We start from the raw sequence: 23,983 nt of genomic DNA on the forward strand, positions 1-23,983 counted from the left end.
TGATTGGGCGGGCATCAGCGCGATGCCCGCCCAATCACGCGTGTCGGCGTTCGGATCACGCGAGTTGCGGCTCAGCTGCCCTTGTGACCCGACTCGTATTCCTTCGTCACGATGACGATCACCCCGGGGGTCGCGGCCTGGATGCCTTCGAAGCGCGGCTCGGCCTTGATGCCGAACTCCTGCGCGAGCTGCTTGGCCGCGGCTTCCTCGTCGGTGCCCGGACGGTAGTACGCCGTCGTCGTCGGGATGATGCCCTGCGAGTAGTTGCCGACCTCGTTGACGTTCCAGCCGCTGCCGCGGAAGTCCTCCGCCGCCCGGTCCGCCAGGCCCTTGATCGTCGAGTTGTTCAGCACCCGGACGGTCACCCACTTGTTGGACGCCTGCTGGTCGCCACCCGGCCGGCCGGGCTGCCCGGGGCCGGCCGACGTCGGCTGGCCGGCCGCCGGCGAGCTCGTCGACGGCGGCGTGGGTGACGACGGACTCGCCGAGGACGAAGACGCCGACGAAGGAGACGCCGATGACGAGGTCGACGGCGGCACCGAGGACGAGCCCGGCGACGTCGGCGTGCCGCTCGGCCCGGCCTCGTTCGACCCCTCACCCCCGCCCAGGGCGGTGACTCCGCCGATGACGGCGGCGATGATGGCCACGCCGATCAACGCGACGCCCGCGGCCTTCATCGGCCGGGACATTCCGGAAAACACACTCATTTCAGCTCGATCCCCAGTCGCCGGGCGCCTCGCTTGCGCTGGCGGGCGGCGCGGGTCTTGCGCAGCCGCTTCACCAGCATCGGGTCGGCTTCGATCGCCTCCGGCTTCTCCAGCAGCTTGTTGAGCAGCTGGTAGTAGCGCGTGGCAGACAAGTCGAAGCGTTCGCGGATGGCGTTCTCCTTCGCCCCGGCGTGTCGCCACCACTGGCGCTCGAAGGCGAGGATCTCGACCTCGCGTTCGGTCAGGCCGGGCACGGGCTTCGGCGGCGACGGCTGCGGCTCAGCCATCGACTCCGCGGCGTCCATCCGAGTCCCTCTCAATCGGGCGTCATGGCGAATCAGACCTAGCTCTTCCGCGGGCGCCATTCAACCACGGAAGCCGCCGCCGACGTGGGCATCGACGTCGGCGCGTCACGGTCTGATGCAGGTCTACCAGAGGGGTCCGACTAAACTGCGTGGTCGTGACCATCCACCGCATCGTTATCGCCGGCGAACCCGTGCTGCACCAGCCGACTCGGGAGATCACCGAGTTCGACGAGAAGCTGCGCACGCTCGTGGACGACATGTTCGAGACGATGTACGCCGCCGAGGGCGTCGGCCTCGCGGCCAACCAGATCGGCCTCGACCAGCGGGTGTTCGTGTACGACTGCCCGGACGACGAAGGCGTGCGGCACAAGGGCGTCGTCGTCAACCCGAAGCTCGAGACGTCGGAGATCCCGGAGACCATGCCGGACCCGGACGACGACTGGGAGGGCTGCCTCTCGGCGCCCGGCGAGTCGTACCCGACGGGCCGCGCGAAGTGGGCGAAGGTGACCGGCGCCGACCTGGACGGCAACCCGATCGAGGTCGAGGGCACCGGCTACTTCGCGCGCTGCCTGCAGCACGAGACCGATCACCTGGACGGGTACATCTACCTGGACCGCCTGGTCGGACGGCACGCGCGCGCGGCGAAAAAGATGCTGAAGCACAACAAGTGGGGCGTCCCCGGCAACTCGTGGCTGCCGCCCAGGACCCCCGAGGACGACGGCGCCGTCATCTGAAACCCACGAAGGGCCCCTCGCGCACGAGGGGCCCTTCGGCGTTTCAGCAGCCGAGGAAGTGGCAGCGGACGACGCGAGGCGTCTCCAGCACCGAACCGGCCTTGACGTCCCAGGCGAGCCGGACGTACTGGGCGTGCGTCCAGGCCAGCGGGGTCGCCGACGTCGTCGGCGTGCCGGCCGGGAAGCCGGTCTGCCCGGACGGCGGGTTCTCGTCCCACACCTGCTCCGGCATGGTCTCCGCCGAGCTGCTCACCCGGCCGAGGTCACGCAGCCGCCGCGCGGCCGACGACGGGTCGCCGAGCGCCAGTTCGTACTCGCCGCGTTCGCCGGCGAGCAGCGGCCAGAGCCTGCCGAACGTGGTGCGGCTCTCCGCCGGGAACGTGTAGTCCCACGGCGAGCCGTCGGCCTGCTCGCCGTAGCCGTCCTTCGTGTAGCGGTGCCAGAACTGCCCGGTCGGCGTGGTGAAGGCGATGTCGGAGTCGGTCACCCGGACGCTGTTGCGGATCACCGGGTCGTCGGCGCGGTAGACGCCGAGCCGGACCAGGTCGAGGAAGCCCGCGTCGGTGACCGCGCGCTGGTCCATCGTCACGCTCGAGTTGCCGAGGTTGTACGTCGTCCCGTTGTTCGCGTTGGCGTCCTTCGTGAGCCGGACGAAGTACGGGTCCTTCGACAGCGGCCCGTTCGTGGTGATCGTCTGCTTCGGCAGGTCGGCCTTCATCTTGTCGGCCGCGGCGAGGTACCGGGCGGCGTCGGCAGCGGCGCCGTTGTGCGACGCGATGTCCGCGGCGCAGACGAGCCCGGCGATCACCGAGGCGATGGTCGACGGGGACCAGCCGTCCTGCTCCTCCCAGCGTTCCTGCTGCGTGTACGGCGACTCCTGCCCGTTGGGACCGCGGTAGCCCAGGATGAAGTCGGCGGCCTTGCGGACGCCGGGCCACAGGTCGGTCCGGCCGAGCTGCTGGGCGAGCACGATCGGGAACGCGGTCTCGTCGAGCTGGATCGACGTCCAGTACGGCACGCCGTCGACCCGGCTGTTCTGCGGCAGGTGCCCGTCGGGCTGCTGCTGCGTGCCGAACATGTAGGTCACCGCCCGGTTCGCCGCGGCCGTGTCGCCGCCGGCGGCCAGCCCGGTCGCGATCTGGTAGAGGTCACGCGGCCAGACCAGGTGGTAGGTGCCGGACGGCGACCACTCCGGGTCGTTGTTCCCGAACCGCCACGGCATGCTCGGCGACGCGATGAAGGCGCCGGGGTGGTGCTTGTCCTCGCTCGCGGCGAGCGTGAGCATCGACGCCTTGTAGAGGTCCCGCTCGGCGTCGGTCTTCAGCGACGACGGCGGCTTGCTCACCCCGCGGAGGTACTGCTGCCAGCCGCGGTCGTACGCGCGGGTGATGTCGCGGACGCCGCGCCGCTGCGACGCCTGCGCGCTCTTCAGCGCGTCGGCGGCCTTCGCGCCCATGCCGAGGGCGAGGGTGACGTGCCGGTTCCGGACGCCGTCGGCGGCCGTCTGCCCGGTCAGCACGACGTTGCCCTTCCCGGCGGTGTCGTACTGCGCCAGCTTGAAGGTCTTGGCGAGCTGCGTGTTCCCGTCGGACGCGCCCGCGTAGCCGACGCTCGTCTTCGTGAACGCGGGCGCCGCGGTGAGCGCGGCGGCGTTCGAGGCGTCCTGCGCGGTGACGGCGTCCTGCGCTCGGGCGGCCGAGTCGTCGGAGCCGTCGTTGGTCAGGTCCGGGTCGGCCACCGCGTAGAGCTGGTAGGGCCGGCCGGTGAGCGACTGGAAGTCGACGTCCACCAGCACCGTCGTGGCGGCCGGGTCGGTGACGTAGGTCTTGCGGAGGCGCCAGCGGTGCTGGTCGTCGGTGATCGTCTGCTCGTAGGTCAGGCTGTCGTCGCCGGTCCGCCGCACCTGCTGCGACTTCGCCGAGTAGTCGGTGACGGCGAAGCTGCGGCCGTCCGTGACGACGAAGTTCAGCGAGCGGACGCTGGGCGTCGAGAGGTCCGGGTAGTAGACCTCGGACAGCTGCCCGCCTTGGAGGGTGAACCAGACGTTGCTGGACCGGTCGTGGGCGGTCCCGAAGCCGGTCTTGTTCGCGGGCAGCCAGCTGGGATGGGCACCCGGGGCGCCGGGAGCCTCGCCCTGAGCCGCCGCGGTCCCCGGGATCAGGCCGGTGACCAGCAGCCCGGCGAGGGCGCCGAACATGAGTTTGCGCATATCAACCCCACAGAAGATCGCTTCTGCACCGTTACAGAAGCGACTTGGGAGTCTGCCGCCGATCCTTCACCGCCGCATGGTCCGATCCGGTGAACCACTGACCGTCACTGGTCCGGTGAACCGGTTCACGGACAGCGAACGGACTTCGCTCGGAACCGAGCGCACACTTGTAGTACCTGCAACGGTGTAATCGAGGTGCGCATGGACGACGCGATGGACGCCTATTCGCGCGCGGTCAGCACGGTCGCCAAGACGGTCACCCCACACGTCGCCGGGGTGCAGCTGGCGCGGGGCGGCGGCTCGGCCGTCGTCTTCGCCGAGGACGGTCACCTGCTCACCAACGCCCACGTGGTCAGCGACCACCGGCGCGGGGTCGCGACCTTCGCGGACGGCAGCGAAGTGCCGTTCGACGTCGTCGGCGCCGATCCGCTGTCCGATCTCGCCGTGCTGCGCGCGCGGGGCGAGACCCCGGCCGCCGCGGTGCTCGGGGACGCCGACCGGCTCGTCGTCGGGCAGCTCGTCGTCGCCGTCGGGAACCCGCTCGGGTTCTCCGGGACGGTCACCGCCGGGGTCGTCAGCGCGCTCGGGCGGGCACTGCCGGTCCGGCAGGGGCGCACCGCGCGCGTGATCGAGGACGTCATCCAGACCGACGCCGCCCTCAACCCCGGCAACTCCGGCGGGGCGCTCGCCGACTCCGCCGGCCGGGTCGTCGGCGTCAACACCGCGGTCGCCGGCGTCGGGCTCGGGCTCGCCGTGCCGATCAACGCGACCACGCGGCGGATCATCGACACGCTCGTCGTCGAAGGCCGGGTGCGGCGGGCGTACCTCGGCGTCGTCGGCGTGCCGGCGCCGCTGCCGGACGACGTCGCCGAGCGCACCGGGCAGGCCGCCGGGCTCCGGGTGCACGAAGTCGTCGCCGGCGGCCCCGCCGACCGGGCCGGGCTGCGCGCCGGGGACCTCGTGCTGACCGTCGGCCGCACGCGTGTTTCGGACGCGCAAGGCATCCAGCGGCAGCTGTTCGCGGAAGTGATCGGCACCGCACTGCCGATCACCGTGCTGCGCAACGGCGCCATGGTCGACGTCTACGCCACACCGGCAGAGTTGGTCGGGTGACTTGAGTATCGCGCGTCGGCGTGGCATGGTCGGGGCACAACCAAAACACCGCGGGAGCTCGCGCCATGGCGGGCTGAGAGGGTGACTTGCGTTTCGCAGGCGTCACCGACCGCATGAACCTGACCGGGTAATGCCGGCGTAGGGAGTGACCGTCGTTGACGACGCTTGAGAACAATGCTGCCGTAAAGGTGACCACCGGGCCGATCACCGGCTCGCACAAGGCTTACCACCAGACGGAATCCGGGCTCCGCGTCCCCGTCCGGCGGATCGACCTCTCCAACGGTGAACACTTCGACGTCTACGACACTTCCGGCCCGTACACGGATCCGGACGTGTCGATCGACGTCCACAGTGGACTGCACCGGCTGCGCGCCGGCTGGGCCGACGGGCGTGAGCACAACACGCAGCTCGGCTGGGCCAAGCAGGGCGTCATCACCCGCGAAATGGAGTACATCGCCGCGCGCGAACGGGTTTCCGCGGAGTTCGTGCGCGACGAGGTGGCCCGCGGCCGCGCGGTGATCCCGGTCAACCGGAAGCACCCCGAGTCCGAGCCGATGATCATCGGCAAGAACTTCCTGGTGAAGATCAACGCCAACATGGGCAACTCGGCCGTCTGGTCGTCGGTCGAGGAAGAGGTCGACAAGATGGTGTGGGCGACCCGATGGGGCGCCGACACGATCATGGACCTTTCGACGGGCAAGCGGATCCACGAGACGCGGGAGTGGATCATCCGCAACTCGCCGGTCCCGGTCGGCACCGTGCCGATCTACCAGGCGCTGGAGAAGGTCAACGGCGAGCCGGAAAAGCTGTCGTGGGAGGTCTACCGCGACACGATCGTCGAGCAGTGCGAACAGGGTGTCGACTACGTCACCGTGCACGCCGGCGTGCTGCTGCGGTACATCCCGCTGACCGCCCGGCGCGTCACCGGGATCGTCAGCCGCGGCGGCTCGATCATGGCCGCGTGGTGCCTGGCCCACCACCAAGAGTCCTTTTTGTACACCCACTTCGAGGAACTCTGCGAGATCCTGCGCCAGTACGACGTCACGTTCTCCCTCGGCGACGGCCTGCGCCCCGGCTCGATCGCGGACGCCAACGACCGCGCCCAGTTCGCCGAGCTGGAAACCCTGGGTGAGCTGACGCACATCGCGCGCTCGCACGACGTCCAGGTGATGATCGAGGGCCCCGGCCACGTGCCGATGCACAAGATCAAGGAGAACGTCGAACTCGAGGAGAAGCTCTGCGGCGAGGCGCCGTTCTACACCCTCGGTCCACTCGCGACGGACATCGCGCCGGCGTACGACCACATCACCTCGGCCATCGGCGCGGCGCAGATCGGCTGGTACGGCACGGCGATGCTGTGTTACGTCACGCCGAAGGAGCACCTCGGCCTGCCCAACCGCGACGACGTCAAGACCGGCGTGATCACGTACAAGATCGCCGCGCACGCCGCGGACCTGGCCAAGGGGCACAAGTACGCGCAGGAGTGGGACGACGAGCTGTCGAAGGCGCGGTTCGAGTTCCGCTGGAACGACCAGTTCAACCTGTCGCTGGACCCGGACACCGCACGTTCGTTCCACGACGAGACGCTGCCCGCCGAGCCGGCCAAGACCGCGCACTTCTGCTCGATGTGCGGCCCGAAGTTCTGCTCGATGCGGATCACGCAGGACGTCCGCAAGTACGCGGAGGAGCACGGGCTGTCCACTGTGGAGGCCATCGAGGCCGGCATGGCGTCGAAGTCGGCGGAGTTCACCGAGTCCGGCGGCCAGGTCTACCTGCCGGTGGTCCAGCCGTGACACCCAGGACCGCCCTCACCATCGCCGGATCGGACTCCGGCGGTGGTGCGGGCATCCAGGCGGACCTGCGGACGTTCTTCGCGCACGGGGTCCACGGCCTGGTTGCGCTGACGGCGGTCACCGTGCAGAACTCCCTTGGCGTGCAGGGTTTCACGGAGATCCCGGCCGACGTCGTCACCGCGCAGATCAAGGCGGTGGCGTCGGACATGGGCGTGAACGCGGCCAAGACGGGCATGCTGGCGACCGCGGAGATCATCCGCGCGGTGGCCAAGACGCTGGACGAGGTCGAGGTCGGCCCGTTCGTGGTCGACCCGGTGGCGGCCTCGATGACGGGTGACCCGCTGCTGCGCGAGGACGCCCTGGAGGCGATCCGCACGGAGCTGTTCCCCCGGGCGACGCTGATCACCCCGAACCTGGACGAAGTCCGCCTGCTGACGGGCATTTCCGTCGTCGACGCCCCTTCCCAGCGCGAGGCAGCCGAGGCGCTGCTGGCCTTCGGCTCCCGCTGGGTCCTGGTCAAGGGTGGCCACATGCAGGGCACGACCGAGTGCGTGGACCTGCTGTCGGACGGCCGCGAGCAGATCGAGCTGAGCGGCCCGAGGTACCCCACGGAGAACACCCACGGCGGCGGCGACACCTTGGCGTCGGCGATCACGGCTTCCCTGGCGAAGGGCGCCTCGGTGCCGGACGCCGTCGCCGCGGGGAAGAAGTTCATCGAACGGTGCGTGGCGGAGGCCTACCCGCTGGGTGCGGGTGTCGGCCCGGTCTCGCCGTTCTGGGTGCTCGACAAGGGCTAACGGACCGGCTGCAGCTCCCGGCCGTCGTACTCCTCGCGGGCCGAGCGGATCCGGCCGAAGTTCGCCTGTGACCAGTTGCTCAGCGCGATCAGGTGCGCGCCCACCTCGGCGCCCATCTCCGTCAGCGCGTACTCGACTGTCGGCGGCGTTGTCGGGTACACCGTGCGCGTGACGAAGCCGTCGCGCTCCAGCTGGCGGAGGTTCTGGGTCAGCATCTTCTGGCTGATGCCGTCCACCGCGCGGCGCAGCTCGCCGAAGCGGTGCGGGCCGCGGGCCAGCGCCCCCAAGACCAGGGCCGTCCACTTGTTGGCCAGCAGGTCCAGGACGTCGCGGCACGGGCAGTTGCGGAGGTACACATCCCAGGGTCCGCCCTGGTCGCAGGTGGTATCCATCAGGTACCTACTGTACCAACTAGTGCCTTCTGGCGAAAAGTGACCAAGGACCCGAGGATGGAGGCTCCCCCGAACAGAAGGAGAGAAACCGATGCGCATCGTGACCCAGCAGGCCCTCGGCGGGCCGGAGGTGCTCCGCGTCACCGAGGCACCGCGCCCCGAACCCGGGCCGACGGAGGTCCTGGTGCGGGTGCAGGCCGCCGGGATCAACCCGGTCGACTGGAAGGTGCGGCGCGGTGGCGGGTTCCTCGGCGAGCCGCCGTTCACCGTCGGCTGGGACGTCGCCGGGGTGGTCGAGGAAACCGGCTTCGGCGCGACCGGCGTCCAGGAGGGCGACGAAGTGCTCGGCATGCCGTGGTTCCCGCGGCCGGCCAACGCCTACGCCGAGTACGTCACCGCGCCCTCGCGGCACTTCGTGCGCAAGCCGGCCGGGCTGTCGTTCGCCGAGGCCGCCGCGCTGCCGCTGGCCGGGCTGACCGCCTGGCAGGGCCTGGTCGAGCTGGCCGGCGTCCACAAGGGACAGCGCGTGTTCGTCGACGCCGCCGCGGGCGGGGTCGGCCACCTCGCCGTGCAGATCGCCAAGGCGCGCGGCGCGCACGTCATCGGCACCGCCAGCGCGAAGAAGCACGACTTCCTGCGCGAACTCGGTGTCGACGAACCGATCGACTACCACGATCCGGCCGCGACGACGTCCGATGTGGACATCTACTTCGGACTCGTGGGCGAGGAGAGCGACCTGCGCTGGCTGCCCGCCATCAAGCCCGGCGGCCTCTTGATCAGCGTGCCCAGCGCCGTCACGGACCGAGTGGCGCAGGAAGCCGCGGAACGCGATGTCCGGACCGGCAGGATCCTCGTCGAACCCGACCGCGGCGGGCTGACCGGCCTCGTCGAACTGGTCGAGGCCGGTCAGCTGAAGGTCCACGTCGAGCAGACGTTCCCGTTGGAGGACGTCGCCAGGGCGCACGAGCTGGGCGAATCCGGCCGAGTGTCCGGCAAGCTCGTGCTGACCGTCTAACCGCGGGCGAGCACCTGGGGCAGCACCGTCGTGAGCCCGGTCCAGTCCGCGGTGACCACCGACGCGTGCTGCTTCGCCAGGTCGGCGACGCGCTGGTTGGCCTGGTCGACCGTCGGGTTGTGGCCGTCGATGGCCGGCGCGACGTTCTGCGCGTCGGTCATCACGACGTAGTAGTGGTTGGCGTCGTACCACCACGGGCCGGTCTGGGTCACCCACGCGTTCGCGTCGCCGTCGAACACCACGAACCACGGCTTGAGGTCGGCGGTGTACTTGTCCCGCGGGTCACCGCCGGCCGCGCCGTGCACGGTCGGGAAGATGTTCGCGTCGCCGAGCTTGCCCGCGTTCTTCAGGCCGACCAGGTAGCGCGCGTACTCGACGTCGGTCTTCAGCGTGTCCGTCGGGTTCTGCTCCTCGACCGTGCCCGGGATGACCTCGGTGATCACGCGGCCCCGCAGGGCGTCCACCGACGGCCAGTTGTCCGCCTTGGCCGCGTCGTCCAGCGTCGCGTAGCCGCCGAGCAGCTCGGCCGGGCGGAAGGCCACGCTGCCGAGGTGCGCCCGGAAGGTGGCGTCCAGCTCGTCCGGGCCCATGCCGGTGTTGTCCGAGAAGCCGGTCTTCATCTCCAGCTTGAGCGTGATCGGGGTGTGCCCCGGATGGGCGGCCAGCCAGATCCGGATGTCGTCGAGGCAGTACTCCAGGTTCTTGTTCTTCCCGCCGCTGTACAGCTGCGACGCCGAAGTCGCCGCGACGCAGTTGTTGTTGTTCCCCAGCGGGTTCGAGTGGCTGACCTTCCACTCGTGGGTGAAGAAGTCCGGCCAGACGTCCAGTTCGATCAGCGACGAGCCGGCGTCGAGCGCCTGGGCGAGGTACCCGTAGGCCGCCGTGTCGTACGTGTTGTGCACGCCGACCGTCGTGACGTGGGAAAGCTTGGGACTGTCGGCGTTGGCCGCGGTCGCTCCGGAGAGTGTGAGCGCCGCCGTGAGGATTGCCACCGAGAAGAGCTTCATCCGGGCTCCTTCGAACGTGAGTAACGTTCACAATGTCTCATCGTGGTTGACTGTTGATGAAGCAAAAGAGGCTGATTGGCCTAGACCAGAAGTCGGGAAAGAGCATGATTCCTTCGGCGTTGACCATCGCGGGGTCGGACTCCGGCGGTGCTGCCGGCCTGCAGGCGGACCTGCGCACCTTCCTGACCTGTGGCGTGCACGGCCTGGTCGCGGTCACCGCCGTCACCGTGCAGAACACCCTGGGCGTGCACGACCGCGCCGACCTGCCGCCGCACATCGTGGCCGGGCAGATCGAGGCGGTGGCGGCGGACATGGGCGTCGGCGCGGCGAAGACCGGCATGCTGGCCTCGGCCGAGATCATCCACGCCGTCGCGGCCGCGTGCGACAACGCCGAAATCGGCCGCGACGCGAAGATCCCGTTCGTGGTCGACCCGGTCGCGGCGTCGATGCACGGCCACCCGCTGTTCGACGACGCCGGGCTGGTCGCCCTACGCGACGAGCTGCTCCCGCGCGCGACGGTGCTGACCCCGAACCTCGACGAGGTCCGCCTGCTGACCGGGATGACCGTGAAAGACCGCGAGGGCATGCACACCGCGGCCGTCGTGCTGCACCGGATGGGCCCCCGGTACGTCCTGGTCAAGAGCGGCCACCTGCAGGCCGACCCGGAGTGCGTGGACCTGCTGTTCGACGGCTCGACGTTCGTGGAGCTCCCCGGACAGCGCTACCCGACGCCGCACACGCACGGCGCGGGCGACACGATGGCGTCGGCGCTGACGGCGGGCCTGGCGAAGGGCATGTCCGTGGTCGAAGCCGCGCGCTACGGCAAGTGGTTCGTCTCGCACGCGGTCGAGCACGCGTACCCGATGGGCGCGAAGGTCGGCCCGGTCTCCGCCTTCTGGCGGCTGGCTCCCGAGGAGCGCTGAGCAACCGCCCGGCTACCATCCCTGCGTTTACTGTTCCTTGACCGAAACCGGGGGCGGCCTTGACCGGGCGCGAGCGGGTGGCGAAGGTCCTCGAGGGCCGCCGCTTCCAGAACTTCATCATCGCGGTGATCGTCTTCAACGCCGTCACCCTCGGCATGGAGACGTCCACGTCGATCATGGACGGCTACGGCGGCCTGCTGCACGCCCTCGACCACGTCGCGCTGGGCATCTTCGTCGCCGAGCTGCTGGCCAAGTTCTACGCCTACCGCGGAAGCTTCTTCCGCGACAACTGGAACGTCTTCGACCTGCTGGTGGTCGGCATCGCGGTGATCCCGGCGACCGGGCCGTTCGCCGTCCTGCGGTCGCTGCGCGTGCTGCGGGTCCTGCGGCTGATCTCGGTCGTGCCGTCGATGCGGAAGGTCGTCTCCGGCCTGCTCGCCGCGATCCCCGGGATGGCCTCGATCGCCGCGCTGCTCGCGCTGATCATCTTCGTGGCCGGCGTGATGGCGACGAAGCTGTTCGGCACCATCGACCCGGGCGACTTCGGCGACCTCGGCACGTCGCTGTTCACCCTGTTCCAGGTGATGACCGGCGAAGCGTGGCCGGACATCGCGAAGACGATCATGGAACAGGCGCCGATGGCCTGGATCTTCTTCGTCGTCTACATCCTGGTGTCCAGCTTCGCGGTGCTGAACCTCTTCATCGCCGTCGTGGTCAGCGGCATGGAAGACGAGCTGCGCCAGGACATCCGCGAGGAAGAGGCGAAGCAGGCCGAAGCGCAGGCCGCCGCCAACCAGGAGATCCTCGACGAGCTCCGCGCCCTGCGCGCGGAGCTGGCCGAACTGCGGCGGGAGAAGGCGGCTTAGTGAGGCTCATCCAGCCGTCGGCCGCCGCATGATCTTGCCCTGATCAGCGGTAGGCGGGCGGGGCGCGGCGGCCTAACCCGAAATAGGCCTCAGTCGTCCGCGATCAGGGCTTCGAGCGCCGGCAGGGCCGCCAGCAGCGCCTCCCGGTGGTCCGGCGCGAGCCGATCGAGGCGGCGGTTGAGCTCCTGCACCCGCGTCGACCGGACGCCGGACACGAGCCGCTCGCCCTCTTCGGTCGCCTTCGCCAGCCACGCGCGCCGGTCGACCGGGTCGGACTCACGGCTGACGTAGCCGGCCTCGACCAGGGACGCGATGATCCGCGACATCGTCGCCGCGGCCACCCCCTCCTTGGCCGCGAGGTCGCCGAGCCGCAGCTGGCCGGCGTGCACCAGCGTCGCCAGCGCCGAGATGGCGCCGTGGCCCGGCCCCGGCACGCCCGCCTGCCGCAGTGACCGGGACAGCCTGCCCACGGCGAGGTACAACCTGCCCGAGACGTCCTGGACCGATGTGCTCGTCACGGCTGGCTCCTTCTGCCCTCGCCCCGCCGCGGGTGCGCCGGAAATTGCCGTCCACCTTACGGGCTCGAAGTCACGGTCCGCGTTAAGGCGCAGTGTCATACCGGGGCTCCGCCCCGGGGCCGGGGGCTCCGCCACCCGGAACCCCCGAAAGAACAGCAGTTCACCGAGGTGGACTGGAAGCCTGAGCCCAGAAGCGCTGCGGCACCCGCCCGGCCTCGCGGGCCAGCCGTCCGGCGACGACACCGGCGCGCATCGCCGCGGCCATCCGTTCCGGATCGGCCGCCCGGGTGACGGCCGTCGAGAGCAGCACGGCGTCGCAGCCGAGCTCCATCGCCAGCGTCGCGTCCGAGGCCGTGCCGATTCCGGCGTCCAGGATGACCGGGACGTTCGCCCGCGACACGATCAGCTCGATGTTGTGCGGATTCCGGATGCCGAGGCCGGTGCCGATCGGCGCGCCCAGCGGCATCACCGCGGCGCAGCCTGCCTCCTCCAGGCGCAGCGCGAGCACCGGGTCGTCGTTCGTGTAGACGAACACGGTGAACCCGTCGGCGACCAGGCGTTCGGCGGCGTCGAGGGTCTCGATCGGGTCCGGCAGCAGGGTCCGGTCGTCGGCGTGCACCTCGAGCTTGACCAGGTCGGTTCCCAGTGCCTCGCGCGCGAGCTGGGCGGTGAGCACGGCTTCGGCGGCCGTCCGGCAGCCCGCCGTGTTCGGCAGCAGCTCGATGCCGAGCCGCTTGAGCAGCTCGAGGACGCCGGAGCCGCCCTCGGCGTCGGCGCGGCGCATGGCGACCGTGGTCAGCTCGGTGCCGGACGCCACCAGCGCGCGTTCCAGCACGGCGAGGTTGGCCGCGCCGCCGGTGCCGATGATCAGCCGGGACGTCAGCTTGGCCGGGCCGATGACCAGGGGTTCCGCCTCCACTTCAGCCTCCCTGGACCGCGGTGAGCACGTCGAGGACCGCCCCCTTGGGCACGGCGGTGGCGGCCCAGTCGGCGCGGCGGACGACGACGCCGTCGACCGCGACGGCGATGCCCGGCCGTTGCCCGCCGGTGGCGTCGAGGACGTCGGCGACGGTGGCGCCGTCCGGGAACGCCGCCCACTCGCCGTTGAGCTTGATCTCCATCACACGTGCTCCTTCTGGTGCAGGCGGGCGGGCGAGGCCGCCGCGACGCCTTCGGGCGGCTCGTCACCCTCGAGCCAGGCGACCACGGCGTCCGCGGTCACCGGGGCCATCAGCAGGCCGTTGCGGTGGTGCCCGGTCGCGGCGAACACGCCGCCGCCCAAGTCACCGAGGTACGGGAGCGCGTCCCGGCTGCCGGCCCGCAGGCCCGCGGCGGTCTCGGTCAGCTCGTACTCGGTGATCGCGGGGAAGACGCGCTCGGCGCCTTCCAGCAGCTCGCGCACACCGCGGGCGGTGACGGCCTGGTCGAAGCCGGCTTCGTACTGGGTGGCACCGAGGACCAGCTCCTGGTCACCGCGCGGGACGAGGTAGATCGGGCGGCCCTCGACGACGGCCCGGACGGTGTGCGCGGGCGGCGGCAGGCAGCCGCGGCGGGGCCTGAGCCGGAGGATTTCGCCCTTCAGGGGACGGACGGCGCCGGCGAGCAGCGGGTGCAGCCGCCCGGTCCAGGCACCGGCGGCGAGCACGACGGCTTCGGCGTCCGGGAGCTCGCCGACGCGCTCGCGGACGAACCGGACTCGGCGGCCGACGCAGGCCGCGTACAGCGCGTCGAGCAGTTTGCGGTTGTCCACCGCCAGGTCACCCGGGACGTGGAGTCCACTTCGGACGGAACCGACGCCGGGTTCGAGCCGCTTGACCTCCCGGCCGGTGAGGCGCTCGGCCGCACGGCCGAGGCCACGCAGGTGCCCGGCCAGGATGTCCAGGTAGCCGGCGTCGGCGCTGTCGAAGGCGACGACGAGCGTCCCGTGCCCGGCCAAGCCCGGATCCAGGCCCTCTTCTTGCAGGTCACGCGCGAAATCAGGCCAGCGCTTCAGCGACTCTTCGCCGAGGCGGAGGACGTCCTCCTCGCCCGGCCAGGCCTCGGTGACCGGCGCGAGCATGCCGCCGGCCAGCCAGGACGCACCGCCACGGCCGGGTTCGGGGTCGTAGAGGGTGACGCTTCGGCCGGTGCACGCGGCACGCCACGCCGCGGACAGGCCGATCACGCCGCCGCCCACCACTGCCAGGTTCGTCATGGAATCACGCTCCCTGCGCCGGCATGACCCGGATCAGGTTCCACGGTCGGAGCGGCAGCTCCCTCTCAGCCCGTGCCTCGGGCTCCCGTGCGGACAACCCCACACTAACGCGTGAGCTACGGTCGCCGCTATGCCCGCCCTTTCCGGTGACAAGATCCGCGCCCGCCTCGACGCCGCGCGCCTGTACCTGTGCACGGACGCCCGCACGGACCGCGGCGACCTGGCCGCCTTCGCCGACGCGGCCCTCGCGGGCGGCGTCGACATCATCCAGCTGCGCGACAAGACCGGCGCCTTGGAGGCGGCCGGTGAGATCGCGGCGCTGGAGGTGCTGGCGGAGGCGTGCGCCCGGCACGGCGCGCTGCTGTCGGTGAACGACCGGGCCGACGTCGCGCTGGCCGTCGGTGCCGACGTGCTGCACCTGGGCCAGGACGACATCCCGGTGCCGCTGGCCCGCCGCATCCTCGGCGACGACGTGGTGATCGGCCGCTCGACGCACTCGCTCGACCAAGCCCTCGCCGCGGCCGCGGAGCCCGGCGTCGACTACTTCTGCACCGGCCCGTGCTGGCCGACACCGACGAAGCCAGGCCGCCCGGCCCCGGGCCTGGACCTGGTCCGCGACACGGCCGCCTGGACCCCGGACCGGCCGTGGTTCGCCATCGGCGGCATCGACGGCGACCGGCTGCCGTCGGTGCTGGAGGCGGGCGCGTCGCGGATCGTGGTGGTCCGGGCGATCACCGAAGCCGAGGATCCCGAGGCGGCCGCCCGCGAGCTGCGGGCGCGCCTGGCCTGAGTCACGGCGTCGGCGTCGGCGCCGCTGCGCCCTTGCTGGTCGGCGGGGTCGCCGTCGTCGCCGGGGCCGAGGTCGACGGCTGCTCGGTCGTTGTGCTCGGGGTGGTCGTCGGGGTCTCCGACGACGTCGTCGTCGGCGGGGTCGAGGTCTCCGTCGGTGTCGTCTCCGTCGGGGACACCTGCGTGTCGTTCGTGCTGGTCGGCGGGGTGGTCGACGGCCTCTTGTCCTCGTGGCCGCCGGTGCCGCCGAGGATCCTGCCGATGCTCGAGCCCGTTCCGCCGCCGATCTGGGTGCCCGTGGCCGACTCGAAGCCGACGATCGACAGGATCGCCACCGCGAACGCCGCCAGGCTCGTGCCGATGACCAACGGCCAGCGCAGCTTGCGCAGCCGCGCGGACAGCCGCGACGGCTCCGGCTTCGCCAGCTGGACGGTCGGCTGGTCGGTGATCGGCACCTCCGGGGGCGCCTCCGCGGGCCCGCGCCGCCGGATGCCCGACGTCGCCAGCTGCCGCGCGCGAAGCGCCGCTTCGCGGGTGCGCTCCAGAGAGCGCAGGTACAGCTCGCTGCCGACCGTCGACACCACGCTCGCCACGCCGGCCCCGATCACCGTGCCCGCGACACCCAGCGTCGAACCGAGCAGCGCCGCGGTCACCGCCGCCAGCGCCGCCGCCAGCACCTGCGCGAGCCGCAGGCCCTTCTTCTCTTCCTTCTCCTCGGAAGCCGCTTCTTTCTCCTTGGTCATGATCCCGATTCAGGTAGTCCGTGTTCTCCCCTGTCCAACGCATAAGGCGCGTGAGGCACTCCCCTCGTTGCCACGGCGTGAGGAGGACCACTCCGTCTGTCCATAATAGACACTCCAGACCGAACGTTTTCTTGACATACTCGGCACATGGAACTGGTGACGATCTCTGACATCGAGGCCGCCGCGAAGCGCGTCGAAGATGTCGCCGTGCGCACGCCCCTGCTGCTCCAGACCTGGGATCCCCGCGGAACCCTGTGGCTCAAACCCGAAAACCTGCAACCGGTCGGGGCGTTCAAGGTGCGCGGCGCGTTCAACGCCATCGCGGGCCTCGACGAGGCGGCCCGCGCCCGCGGCGTCATCGCCTACTCGAGCGGCAACCACGCGCAGGCAGTCGCGTACGCCGCGCAGCGGTACGGCGTGCCCGCGGTGATCGTCGTGCCGGACGTCGCCCCGCGGATCAAGGTCGAGGCCACCCGCTCGTACGGCGCCGAAGTGATTGAAGTGCCGATCGGCGAGCACGAGGGCAAAGCGCGCGAACTGGCCGCCGAACGCGGGCTGACCCTCGTGCCGCCGTTCGACGACGCGGCCATCATCGCCGGGCAGGGCACCGCGGGCCTGGAGATCGCCGAAGACCTGCCGGACGTCGACGTCGTGCTCGTGCCGATCAGCGGCGGCGGGCTGGCGGCCGGCGTCGGCACCGCGATCAGGGCGCGCTGCCCGCGGGCGCGCGTGATCGGCGTCGAGCCCGCGGTGGCCGCCGACGTCGCCGACAGCCTCCAGCGCGGCGAGCTGGTCCGGTGGCCGCAGGCCGACCGCGCCCGCACGATCGCCGACGGCCTGCGCTCGCAGCCGTCGGAGCTGACCTTCGCCCACCTGCGGGAAGTCGTGGACCAGATGGTCACGGTCTCCGAGGACGAGATCCGCGAGGCCGTCCGCGTCCTCGCCCGCAAGGCCCGGCTGGTGGCCGAGCCCAGCGGCGCGGTGACGACGGCGGCGTACCTGTTCCACGCCGAGGAGCTGCCGTCCGGGAAGACGGTCGCGCTCGTCTCGGGCGGCAACGCCGACCCGGCGCTGTTCGCCGAGATCCTCGCGGGCTGACGAACACCCCGCCTCGAGCGCCCCAAGGCGGCCTTGGGGCGCTCGAGGCTAGGAGCCGGCGACGGAGGAGCCTCGGCGGATGTGCGTCGGCGGGCCCTCGACGCCGCAGTGGTAGCACTCGCCGAGGTGCGGGCACTCGTCGTCCGGCTTGGCGTCCGAAGCCGACGACGGTGGCGCGAGGACGCCGTTGTGGATGCCCAGCGCGATCAGCCCGCCGGCGATCGCCAGCGCCGCGCAGATGACCAGCGCCGTCCGCCAGCCCGCCGTCAGCGCGACCGGGTCGGCGTACGCCTCGCCGGTCAGCCCGGCCGCGGCGGGCAGCACCGCCACCGCCAGCAGGCCGCCCGAGCGGGCGATGGCGTTGTTGACGCCGGAGGCCACGCCGGCGTAGCGGTCCGGGGCCGCGGCGAGCACCGTCGCGGTCACCGGGGCCACCACGGTCGCCAGGCCGAGCCCGAACACCGCCACCGCGGGCAGCACCGTGCCGAGGTAGGACGCGCCGGGCGCGATGCGCAGCATCAGCAGCATCCCGATGCCGACGACGATCGGCCCGACCACCAGCTGCGTGCGCGGGCCGATGCGCTGGGCGAGCGCGCCGGAGCGGCCGGAGAGCAGCAGCATGATCACCGTCAGCGGCAGCCCGGCCAGCCCCGATGCGGTCGGCGAATAGCCGAGCGAGACCTGCAGCTGCATGACCAGCAGCATCATCACCCCGCCGAGGGCGGCGTAGACGACGAAGGTCAGCGCGTTCGAGAGGGTGAACGTGCGGTCGTGGAACAGCGAAGGCGGCACGAGCGGCTCACGCGAGCGGTGCTGGACGAAGACGAACGCGGCCAGCCCCGCGATGCCAAGCAGGCCCGCGCCCAGCACGAGCGGGTCGCCGACGCCGCGGGCCGGCGCCTCCACCAGAGCGCCGGTGACGCCAGCCAGGCCGAGGGCGCCGAGCGCGGCGGCCCCGAAGTCCGGGTGCCCGGTGGCGTCCGGGTCGCGGGACTCGGGGACGAACTTCCGGGCCATCAGCACCACGGCGACCGCGATCGGCACGTTGATCAGGAACGCCAGCCGCCACGACCACACCTGCACCAGGAAGCCGCCGAGCAGCGGCCCGGCCGCGGCCGCGATGCCGCCGAGCCCGGACCAGGCGCCGATCGCGCGGGCCCGGACGTCGTGCGCGAAGGACGCCTGGAGGATCGCGAGCGAGCCGGGGGTCAGCAGGGCCCCGCCGATGCCCTGCAGGATCCGCGTGGCGACGAGCATCTCGGTGGACGACGCGGCGGCGCACAACCCCGAGGCGACGCCGAACCAGACGACGCCGACGAGGTACATCCGCCGCCTGCCGTACCGGTCGCCGAGCGACCCGGCGACCAGGATGAGCGCCGCGAGCGCCAGCATGTAGCCGTCGAGGATCCACTGGAGCCCCGCCACGGACGCGTTCAGCTCGGCACCGATGCGGGGCAGGGCGACGTTGACGATGGTGCCGTCGAGCATCGCCATGCCGGAACCGAGGATCGTGGTGGCCAGCAGGCCGCGGGCGGCACCGGTGCCCCACCGGATCCCGGTGTCTTCAGCAGAGTTCACCGGCCAACTCCACCGCGCTCGGCGCACCCCCGTCAACCGCGGGGGTGCTCCGGGTCCGGGGTCACGGCAGCAGCGTCGTCACGAACTTGTAGCGGTCGCCGCGGTAGACCGAGCGGGCGAACTCGACCGGCTTGCCGTCGGTGGCGAACGAGTGCCGGGTCAGCATCAGCACCGGCATGCCGACGTCCGCGCCGAGCATCTCCGCTTCCTGCGGGCCCGCGAGCGAGGTCTCGATCGTTTCTTCCGCGCGTTCCAGTTCGACGCCGTAGTGCTCGCGTAGAACGGCGTACAACGAACCGCCGGCCGAGACGTGCTTGCGCAGCCCGCGGAAACGGCCGAGCGGCAGGTGCGTCGTCTCCAGCGCCATCGGCTGCGAGTCCGCCAGTCGAAGTCGTCGAAGGCGAAGGATTTTCGCGCCGGTCCGGATTCCGAGCAGCTTCGCGAGGTCGCCCTCGACCGGCAGTTCCTCGACTTCCAACAGTTTCGACGACGGCTTCAGGCCCTGCTTGCGCATGTCCTCGGTGTAGGAGGACAGCTGGAGCCGCTGCGCGAGCTTCGGCTCGGCCGCGAAGGTGCCCTTGCCCTGCACCCGGTGCAGCCTGCCCTCGGCGGTCAGGTCGGCCAGCGCCTGGCGCACCGTGGTGCGGGAGACCGTGAACTCCCCGGCGAGCGCGCGTTCGGTCGGGATGGGTGACCCCGGCGGCAGCACGTCCAGGAGGTCGAGGAGGTGCTGTTTCAGCGCCCAGTATTTGGGCTCGCGCTGCCCGCGCATCCCGGCGACGGCGGCCGCCTCGCCCGTGGTGGTGGTCTCCAACATGCCCGGCTCCCTATGTCTTCCCTCATCGCACGCCACGTCCCCGTAAGAAACGTACCCTTTTCCCCAAACGCGCCGCCCCTATAACATTGGTCTAGACCTGACCGACGCCGCCTGAGTCCGGTACATAATGCCGGAGGTGGAGAGGAAAATGATGACCGAACAACGGCCCGGCGCGCACATGGCCGCGGAGATCGCCCAGCAGCCGGACGTCCTGGCCGGACTGGTGGCGCGTCAGGCGGAAATCGCCGAAGTGGCGGAAAAGATCTCACAACGCCCTCCGCGGTTCGCTTTGCTCGCCGCGCGTGGATCGAGCGACCACGCAGCGTTGTACGCGAAGTACCTGATCGAGGTACTCCTCGGCCTTCCGGCCGGTTTGGTTTCGCCGTCCACGGCGACGCTGTACGGCGCTCGGCCCGATCTGCGGGACGTGCTCTTCGTCACGGTCAGCCAGAGCGGCGGCTCGCCCGACCTGATCGAGGTCACCGAAACGGCGCGGCGCCAGGGCGCGCTGACGGTGTCGGTCACCAACACGCCGGACTCGCCGCTGCGGGCGGCGTCCGAGCTCGGCGTCGACATCGGCGCGGGCGTCGAGAAGGCCGTCGCGGCCACCAAGACCTACTCCGCGACGCTGATGGCGCTGTACCTGCTGATCGACGCGGTGCGCGGTGGCAAGGCGGCCGACGCCGAGAAGATCGGCGAGCTGGCGCAGCAGGCGCTCGACGGCGCCACCGAAGGCGTGCAGCGCGCGGTCGACCGGTACCGCTTCGTGAACCGGGTCCTCACCACGGCCCGGGGCTACTCGTACGCGACCGCGCTGGAGGCGTCGCTCAAGCTCGCCGAGACGAGCTACCTCGCGGCCCGCGCGTACAGCGGCGCCGACCTCCTGCACGGCCCGGTCGCGGCCGTCGACGACCAGACCGCGGTCCTCGCGGTGACCAGCGCCGGGCACGGCGCCGACGCGATGCGCGAGGTCATCGACGCGGTCGGCAAGCGCGGCGCGGACGTCGTCGCGGTCGGCTCGGCGTCGGCCGAGACCCCGGCGGCGCTGCGCATCGACGTGCCGCAGACGGTCGAGGAGCTGGCGCCGATCCTGGAGATCCTGCCGATCCAGCGGATCGCGCTCGGTCTCTCGCTGGCCCGCGGCGGCGACCCGGACAGCCCGCGCGGCCTGCTGAAGGTGACCAAGACGCGGTGAGCTTCGCGATCGGCGTCGACGCCGGCGGGACGTCGACCAGGGCCGCCCTGGTCGACGCCGCCGGCGTGGTGCTGGGCACCGGGCGCGGCGAAGGGGCCAACCCGAACGCGCACGCGCCGGAGGTCGCCGCGGACCGGATCGCCGGCGCGATCACCGCGGCGCTCGGCACCCACGACCCCGGCGCCGTGCGGGCGTGCGTCGTCGGCATGGCCGGGGTCAGCAAGCTGAGCGACCGGAGCGTGGCGGCGGTCTTCGACGCGGCGTGGACGCGAATCGGTCTCACGTGTGCCGTGCGGACGGTCGCCGACGCCGAAGTGGCGTACGCGTCGGCGACCTCGGCTCCGGACGGGACGGTGGTCGTCGCCGGAACCGGTTCGATCGTGGGCCGGATCCGCAAGCGGCGGCTGGCGGGCACGACCGGCGGCTACGGCTGGCTGCTCGGCGACGAAGGGTCGGCGTTCTGGCTCGGCCGCGAAGCCGTCCGTTCCACTTTGGAGGCACTGGGGCGCGGGCGGCCGCTCGACGGGCTGCCCTCGGCGGTGCTGGCCGCCGCGCTCGGACTGTCCGCTTTGGACGTCCGTGACGACGCCGGGCGGCTGGCCGCCTCCCGGGCGTTGATCACGGCGGCGAACGCGGAGGCGCCCGTCCGGCTCGCCCGGTTCGCCCCGCTGGTGAGCGCGGCGCACGACGCGGGCGAGCCGGCGGCACGGGAGATCGTCGCCCGCGCGGCCGGGCACCTCGCCGAGCACGCCCTCGCGGCGCGCGAGCCCGGCGAGTCGACGCCGGTCGTGCTCGTCGGCTCGGTGCTCACCGGAGCGAGCCCGGTCGGCGGCCTCGTGCGCCGCCGATTGGCCGGTCTCGAGGTGCTGACCAGCTCCGATGGCGTGCTCGGGGCGGCGTGGCTGGCCGCCGTGGACGCCTTCGGCGAGGGCGTGCCGCGGCCCCTCGCGTAAGGATCTCGAGCAAAACGCGGCGCAAAGACGCGAAAACGTCGACTGAACCCGGGTAGTCCGGGTACCGTAGGCAGTGGCCCCCGGACCCTCCCCCCTCGCCGGGGGCCGCCTTATGCCCCGGGTACGTCGTCCGAGCGGGTTTCCGGCGCCAGGCGCAGGCCCGGGTGCTCCGGCGGCAACGCCCGGTAGAGCACCCAGCCACTGACCGCGACGGTGAGCGCGACGAGCGGCCACGAGAGCACCGTGCGGGCCACGCCGAGCGCGAGGACCTGGCCGGCCCACCACAGCAGGCCGTAGACGACCACGCGCAGCGTGTACTGGAGCACCCACACCCAGCTGGCCCGTGAGTAGGCCTTGAGCAGCACGGCGTCGCGGCGCCAGCGCGTCTTCTGGCCCAGCAGCAGGCCCACGACCACGCCGAGCAGCGGCCAGCGCACGACGATGCTGGCCGCCCACAGCAGTGCGCTGGCCACATTGGACATCAGCTGCAGCAGGAAGAAGTCCTGGGCCCGGCCGGTGTGCAGGGCGATCAGCGCGGCCGCGACGACGGCGGCCAGGCTGACGACCAGCGCGCGGACCTTGCCACCGCCGGCGATCCGGACGATCCCGACCACGATGGCGACCCCGACGGCGGCACCGGCACCCCAGGCGACGGACTGGCCGGCGGCGAGCCAGCCGGCGACGAAGCCCACGGGCGGGATGCTGGCGTCGAGCGCGCCCCGGCGGCCACCGAGGATCTGCGCGAGCGATTCACGGGGTTCTCCGGACACGCGTCCAGCCTGCCGGATCGCGTCCGGAACGCCCCGGGCAGGGAGATTTTCGCCACATCGGGTGCCGGGTTTGCCTCCCGGTGTGCTGTTTCACGGCATGCCGAAGGTGAAGACTGCGTAATACAGAGGCGCAGAAGGCCGACAAGATAAGACACTGTTACCGCAGGCTGAACGCCCGGGGGTGGAGCGGGTTTGCGGCCGATGGTTAGTTGAGGTGTACAACTACATGTCGGGGTGTGTCGGTCGCAGGATGGGAAGGGGACCCACGTGTACGGATTCGACAGCTACGTAGCCCTTGGTGACAGCTTCACCGAGGGTCTCAACGACGACCTTCCGGACGGCTCCTTCCGGGGGTGGGCCGACCGGCTCGCGGAGGTGCTGGCGGCCGGGCGCAGCGACTTCCGCTACGCCAACCTGGCCCTGCGCGGCAAGATGCTCGACGAGATCCTGGACGAGCAGCTGCCGATCGCGCTGGAGCTGAAGCCCGACCTGGTCACGCTCTGTGCCGGCGGCAACGACATCATCGTGCCGGGCGCGGACGTCGACGCGGTGACCGAGCGCCTGGAGGAGGGCGTCGCGAAGCTGCGCGAAGCGGGCATCCCGGTGCTGATGTTCAACGGCCCGGACACGAAGGTCCTGTCGGTGATGTCGGTGCTGCGCGGCAAGGTGGCGATCTACAACACGAACCTGTGGGCGATCGCGGAGCGCCACGGAGCCCGCATGGTCGACCTGTGGACGATGGGCCCCCTCCACGACCGCCGAGCCTGGAGCGACGACCGCCTGCACTTCTCCCCGGAGGCCCACCGGCGCATCGCCCTGAAGGCGGCGGAGGTACTGGGGATCCCGATCGAGGCGGACTGGCGCGAGCCGTGGCCACTGGAGGAGACCCCGAACCGGTGGATCGACTCACGGCGGTCGGACCTGACGTGGACGAAGGTCCACCTGCTGCCCTGGATCAGACGGCAGCTGCGCGGCGAGTCGATGGGCGACGGACTGTCGCCGAAACGGCCGAAGCTGGTGCCCCTGGTGCCGTTGGAAGTGCTCGAGGTGCCGGAGAACGCGCGGCAGCAGGCGAGCTGACCCTCGTTCTAGAGGAGCTTTCGGCTCCTTGGGGTGAAATGGGCTTTCGGCGCAACTGAGGGGTCGGGTGCGCCGAAGGCCCCTTTGCGCGCTTGTGGCGCTTGTGCGCGGAGCTTGGCGCACCCACCCTCCCGAGGAAGGGCGCAAGCAAAGACGAAGCGCCGCTCCCAGCTGCCTCGCAGCGGCCCGAACGGCACGCGGACACCCAAACCCGCACCCACCCAGCCCCCTCCCAGCACCCCGATCCGAAGCCCCAACACGGCCGGCAGCACCGGGTCAAGGCACGCTTTCCCGCCTTGACGCGGTGCTGCCGGCCGTAGTCACAATCGGGCATCGGGGTGGTGGGCACAGACCAAGGCGACCTAGCACCCCCTACGCCAGCCGCGC

At 71.4% G+C, this 23,983-nt stretch carries 25 protein-coding genes and 2 riboswitches; of the genes, 12 read left to right on the forward strand and 13 right to left on the reverse strand.

Annotation, left to right across the window (positions count from 1 at the left end):
* Positions 1-71: 71 nt before the first annotated feature.
* Together ACWEGE_RS17490 and ACWEGE_RS17495 are read right to left on the reverse strand one after the other, a co-directional pair.
* On the reverse strand, positions 72-707 hold the full coding sequence (locus ACWEGE_RS17490; protein ID WP_449661490.1) for a LytR C-terminal domain-containing protein: 636 nt from the start codon (positions 705-707) through the stop codon (positions 72-74).
* Complete coding sequence (locus ACWEGE_RS17495) at positions 704-1,012, reverse strand: DUF3263 domain-containing protein (RefSeq protein WP_003101701.1); 309 nt, start codon at positions 1,010-1,012, stop codon at positions 704-706. The genes ACWEGE_RS17490 and ACWEGE_RS17495 overlap by 4 nt, the downstream gene beginning before the upstream one ends.
* 155 nt (positions 1,013-1,167) lie before the next feature.
* Here ACWEGE_RS17495 and ACWEGE_RS17500 point away from each other — a divergent pair, with 155 nt between their 5' ends.
* Positions 1,168-1,746 carry a peptide deformylase gene (locus tag ACWEGE_RS17500; RefSeq protein ID WP_449661491.1) on the forward strand — a complete coding sequence of 193 codons (579 nt, stop codon included), beginning with the start codon at positions 1,168-1,170 and terminating at the stop codon, positions 1,744-1,746.
* A 43-nt stretch (positions 1,747-1,789) separates the two neighbouring features.
* Here ACWEGE_RS17500 and ACWEGE_RS17505 read toward each other — a convergent pair whose 3' ends face one another.
* On the reverse strand, positions 1,790-3,955 hold the full coding sequence (locus tag ACWEGE_RS17505; protein WP_449661492.1) for a glycoside hydrolase family 15 protein: 2,166 nt from the start codon (positions 3,953-3,955) through the stop codon (positions 1,790-1,792).
* Between the two features lie 201 nt (positions 3,956-4,156).
* Here ACWEGE_RS17505 and ACWEGE_RS17510 point away from each other — a divergent pair, with 201 nt between their 5' ends.
* From ACWEGE_RS17510 to thiD (ACWEGE_RS17520), 3 genes are all read left to right on the forward strand, one after another.
* Positions 4,157-5,068: a S1C family serine protease gene (locus tag ACWEGE_RS17510; protein WP_449661493.1), complete on the forward strand. Its 912-nt coding sequence runs from the start codon at positions 4,157-4,159 to the stop codon at positions 5,066-5,068.
* 40 nt (positions 5,069-5,108) lie between these two features.
* Positions 5,109-5,229: riboswitch (TPP riboswitch) on the forward strand.
* Positions 5,224-6,861: a phosphomethylpyrimidine synthase ThiC gene (gene thiC / locus ACWEGE_RS17515; protein ID WP_449661494.1), complete on the forward strand. Its 1,638-nt coding sequence runs from the start codon at positions 5,224-5,226 to the stop codon at positions 6,859-6,861. It overlaps the preceding riboswitch by 6 nt.
* On the forward strand, positions 6,858-7,658 hold the full coding sequence (gene thiD, locus ACWEGE_RS17520; RefSeq protein WP_449661495.1) for a bifunctional hydroxymethylpyrimidine kinase/phosphomethylpyrimidine kinase: 801 nt from the start codon (positions 6,858-6,860) through the stop codon (positions 7,656-7,658). The genes thiC and thiD (ACWEGE_RS17520) overlap by 4 nt, the downstream gene beginning before the upstream one ends.
* Here the strand turns inward: thiD (ACWEGE_RS17520) and ACWEGE_RS17525 are convergent.
* The gene (locus ACWEGE_RS17525; protein WP_176174510.1) at positions 7,655-8,050 is read right to left on the reverse strand and encodes a winged helix-turn-helix transcriptional regulator; all 396 of its coding nucleotides are present in this window, start codon (positions 8,048-8,050) and stop codon (positions 7,655-7,657) included. The genes thiD (ACWEGE_RS17520) and ACWEGE_RS17525 overlap by 4 nt on opposite strands.
* 91 nt (positions 8,051-8,141) lie before the next feature.
* Here ACWEGE_RS17525 and ACWEGE_RS17530 point away from each other — a divergent pair, with 91 nt between their 5' ends.
* Positions 8,142-9,065, forward strand: coding sequence for an NADP-dependent oxidoreductase (locus tag ACWEGE_RS17530; protein ID WP_449661496.1), 924 nt, complete (start codon positions 8,142-8,144; stop codon positions 9,063-9,065).
* Here ACWEGE_RS17530 and ACWEGE_RS17535 read toward each other — a convergent pair.
* On the reverse strand, positions 9,062-10,072 hold the full coding sequence (locus tag ACWEGE_RS17535; RefSeq protein WP_449661497.1) for a phosphatidylinositol-specific phospholipase C domain-containing protein: 1,011 nt from the start codon (positions 10,070-10,072) through the stop codon (positions 9,062-9,064). The genes ACWEGE_RS17530 and ACWEGE_RS17535 overlap by 4 nt on opposite strands.
* 104 nt (positions 10,073-10,176) lie before the next feature.
* Here ACWEGE_RS17535 and thiD (ACWEGE_RS17540) point away from each other — a divergent pair, with 104 nt between their 5' ends.
* Positions 10,177-10,995 (forward strand): bifunctional hydroxymethylpyrimidine kinase/phosphomethylpyrimidine kinase, encoded by an 819-nt coding sequence (thiD, locus tag ACWEGE_RS17540; RefSeq protein ID WP_449661498.1) that lies wholly within the window; start codon positions 10,177-10,179, stop codon positions 10,993-10,995.
* Positions 10,996-11,054: 59 nt separating this feature from the next.
* A complete protein-coding gene (locus ACWEGE_RS17545; protein ID WP_449661499.1) occupies positions 11,055-11,861 on the forward strand; it encodes an ion transporter in 807 nt (268 codons plus the stop codon).
* A gap of 89 nt (positions 11,862-11,950) precedes the next feature.
* On the opposite strand, the gene ACWEGE_RS17550 is transcribed toward ACWEGE_RS17545, so the two are convergent.
* From ACWEGE_RS17550 to thiO, 4 genes are all read right to left on the reverse strand, one after another.
* Positions 11,951-12,379 carry a MarR family winged helix-turn-helix transcriptional regulator gene (locus tag ACWEGE_RS17550; RefSeq protein ID WP_449661500.1) on the reverse strand — a complete coding sequence of 143 codons (429 nt, stop codon included), beginning with the start codon at positions 12,377-12,379 and terminating at the stop codon, positions 11,951-11,953.
* 160 nt (positions 12,380-12,539) lie between these two features.
* The gene (gene thiG, locus ACWEGE_RS17555) at positions 12,540-13,298 is read right to left on the reverse strand and encodes a thiazole synthase (RefSeq protein ID WP_449661501.1); all 759 of its coding nucleotides are present in this window, start codon (positions 13,296-13,298) and stop codon (positions 12,540-12,542) included.
* Position 13,299: 1 nt separating this feature from the next.
* Positions 13,300-13,500 (reverse strand): sulfur carrier protein ThiS, encoded by a 201-nt coding sequence (gene thiS / locus ACWEGE_RS17560; RefSeq protein WP_449661502.1) that lies wholly within the window; start codon positions 13,498-13,500, stop codon positions 13,300-13,302.
* The gene (thiO, locus tag ACWEGE_RS17565; protein WP_449661503.1) at positions 13,500-14,573 is read right to left on the reverse strand and encodes a glycine oxidase ThiO; all 1,074 of its coding nucleotides are present in this window, start codon (positions 14,571-14,573) and stop codon (positions 13,500-13,502) included. Before thiO ends, thiS begins: the two co-directional genes overlap by 1 nt.
* Positions 14,567-14,672, reverse strand: a riboswitch (TPP riboswitch). (Overlaps the previous gene by 7 nt.)
* Positions 14,673-14,703: 31 nt before the next feature.
* On the opposite strand from thiO, the gene thiE reads away from it, so the two are divergent.
* Entirely contained in the window at positions 14,704-15,363 is a 660-nt protein-coding gene (thiE, locus tag ACWEGE_RS17570; RefSeq protein WP_449661504.1) for a thiamine phosphate synthase, read from the forward strand.
* A 1-nt stretch (position 15,364) separates the two neighbouring features.
* Here thiE and ACWEGE_RS17575 read toward each other — a convergent pair whose 3' ends face one another.
* A complete protein-coding gene (locus ACWEGE_RS17575) occupies positions 15,365-16,105 on the reverse strand; it encodes a hypothetical protein (protein WP_449661505.1) in 741 nt (246 codons plus the stop codon).
* A 147-nt stretch (positions 16,106-16,252) separates the two neighbouring features.
* On the opposite strand from ACWEGE_RS17575, the gene ACWEGE_RS17580 reads away from it, so the two are divergent.
* Entirely contained in the window at positions 16,253-17,203 is a 951-nt protein-coding gene (locus tag ACWEGE_RS17580) for a threonine ammonia-lyase (RefSeq protein WP_449661506.1), read from the forward strand.
* Positions 17,204-17,251: 48 nt separating this feature from the next.
* Here ACWEGE_RS17580 and ACWEGE_RS17585 read toward each other — a convergent pair whose 3' ends face one another.
* Positions 17,252-18,781, reverse strand: a complete 1,530-nt coding sequence (locus tag ACWEGE_RS17585; RefSeq protein WP_449661507.1) for an MFS transporter — start codon at positions 18,779-18,781, stop codon at positions 17,252-17,254.
* 61 nt (positions 18,782-18,842) lie between these two features.
* On the reverse strand, positions 18,843-19,598 hold the full coding sequence (locus ACWEGE_RS17590; protein ID WP_449661508.1) for a GntR family transcriptional regulator: 756 nt from the start codon (positions 19,596-19,598) through the stop codon (positions 18,843-18,845).
* Between the two features lie 148 nt (positions 19,599-19,746).
* On the opposite strand from ACWEGE_RS17590, the gene ACWEGE_RS17595 reads away from it, so the two are divergent.
* Together ACWEGE_RS17595 and ACWEGE_RS17600 are read left to right on the forward strand one after the other, a co-directional pair.
* Positions 19,747-20,793, forward strand: coding sequence for an SIS domain-containing protein (locus tag ACWEGE_RS17595; protein WP_449661509.1), 1,047 nt, complete (start codon positions 19,747-19,749; stop codon positions 20,791-20,793).
* On the forward strand, positions 20,790-21,746 hold the full coding sequence (locus tag ACWEGE_RS17600) for an N-acetylglucosamine kinase (protein WP_449661510.1): 957 nt from the start codon (positions 20,790-20,792) through the stop codon (positions 21,744-21,746). The genes ACWEGE_RS17595 and ACWEGE_RS17600 overlap by 4 nt, the downstream gene beginning before the upstream one ends.
* A gap of 110 nt (positions 21,747-21,856) precedes the next feature.
* On the opposite strand, the gene ACWEGE_RS17605 is transcribed toward ACWEGE_RS17600, so the two are convergent.
* On the reverse strand, positions 21,857-22,516 hold the full coding sequence (locus tag ACWEGE_RS17605; RefSeq protein ID WP_449661511.1) for a DUF3159 domain-containing protein: 660 nt from the start codon (positions 22,514-22,516) through the stop codon (positions 21,857-21,859).
* A 267-nt stretch (positions 22,517-22,783) separates the two neighbouring features.
* Between ACWEGE_RS17605 and ACWEGE_RS17610 the strand changes: the two genes are divergently transcribed.
* Positions 22,784-23,596, forward strand: a complete 813-nt coding sequence (locus tag ACWEGE_RS17610; RefSeq protein WP_449661512.1) for an SGNH/GDSL hydrolase family protein — start codon at positions 22,784-22,786, stop codon at positions 23,594-23,596.
* Positions 23,597-23,983 lie beyond the last annotated feature (387 nt).

Source organism: Amycolatopsis sp. NPDC004747, from assembly GCF_053601335.1.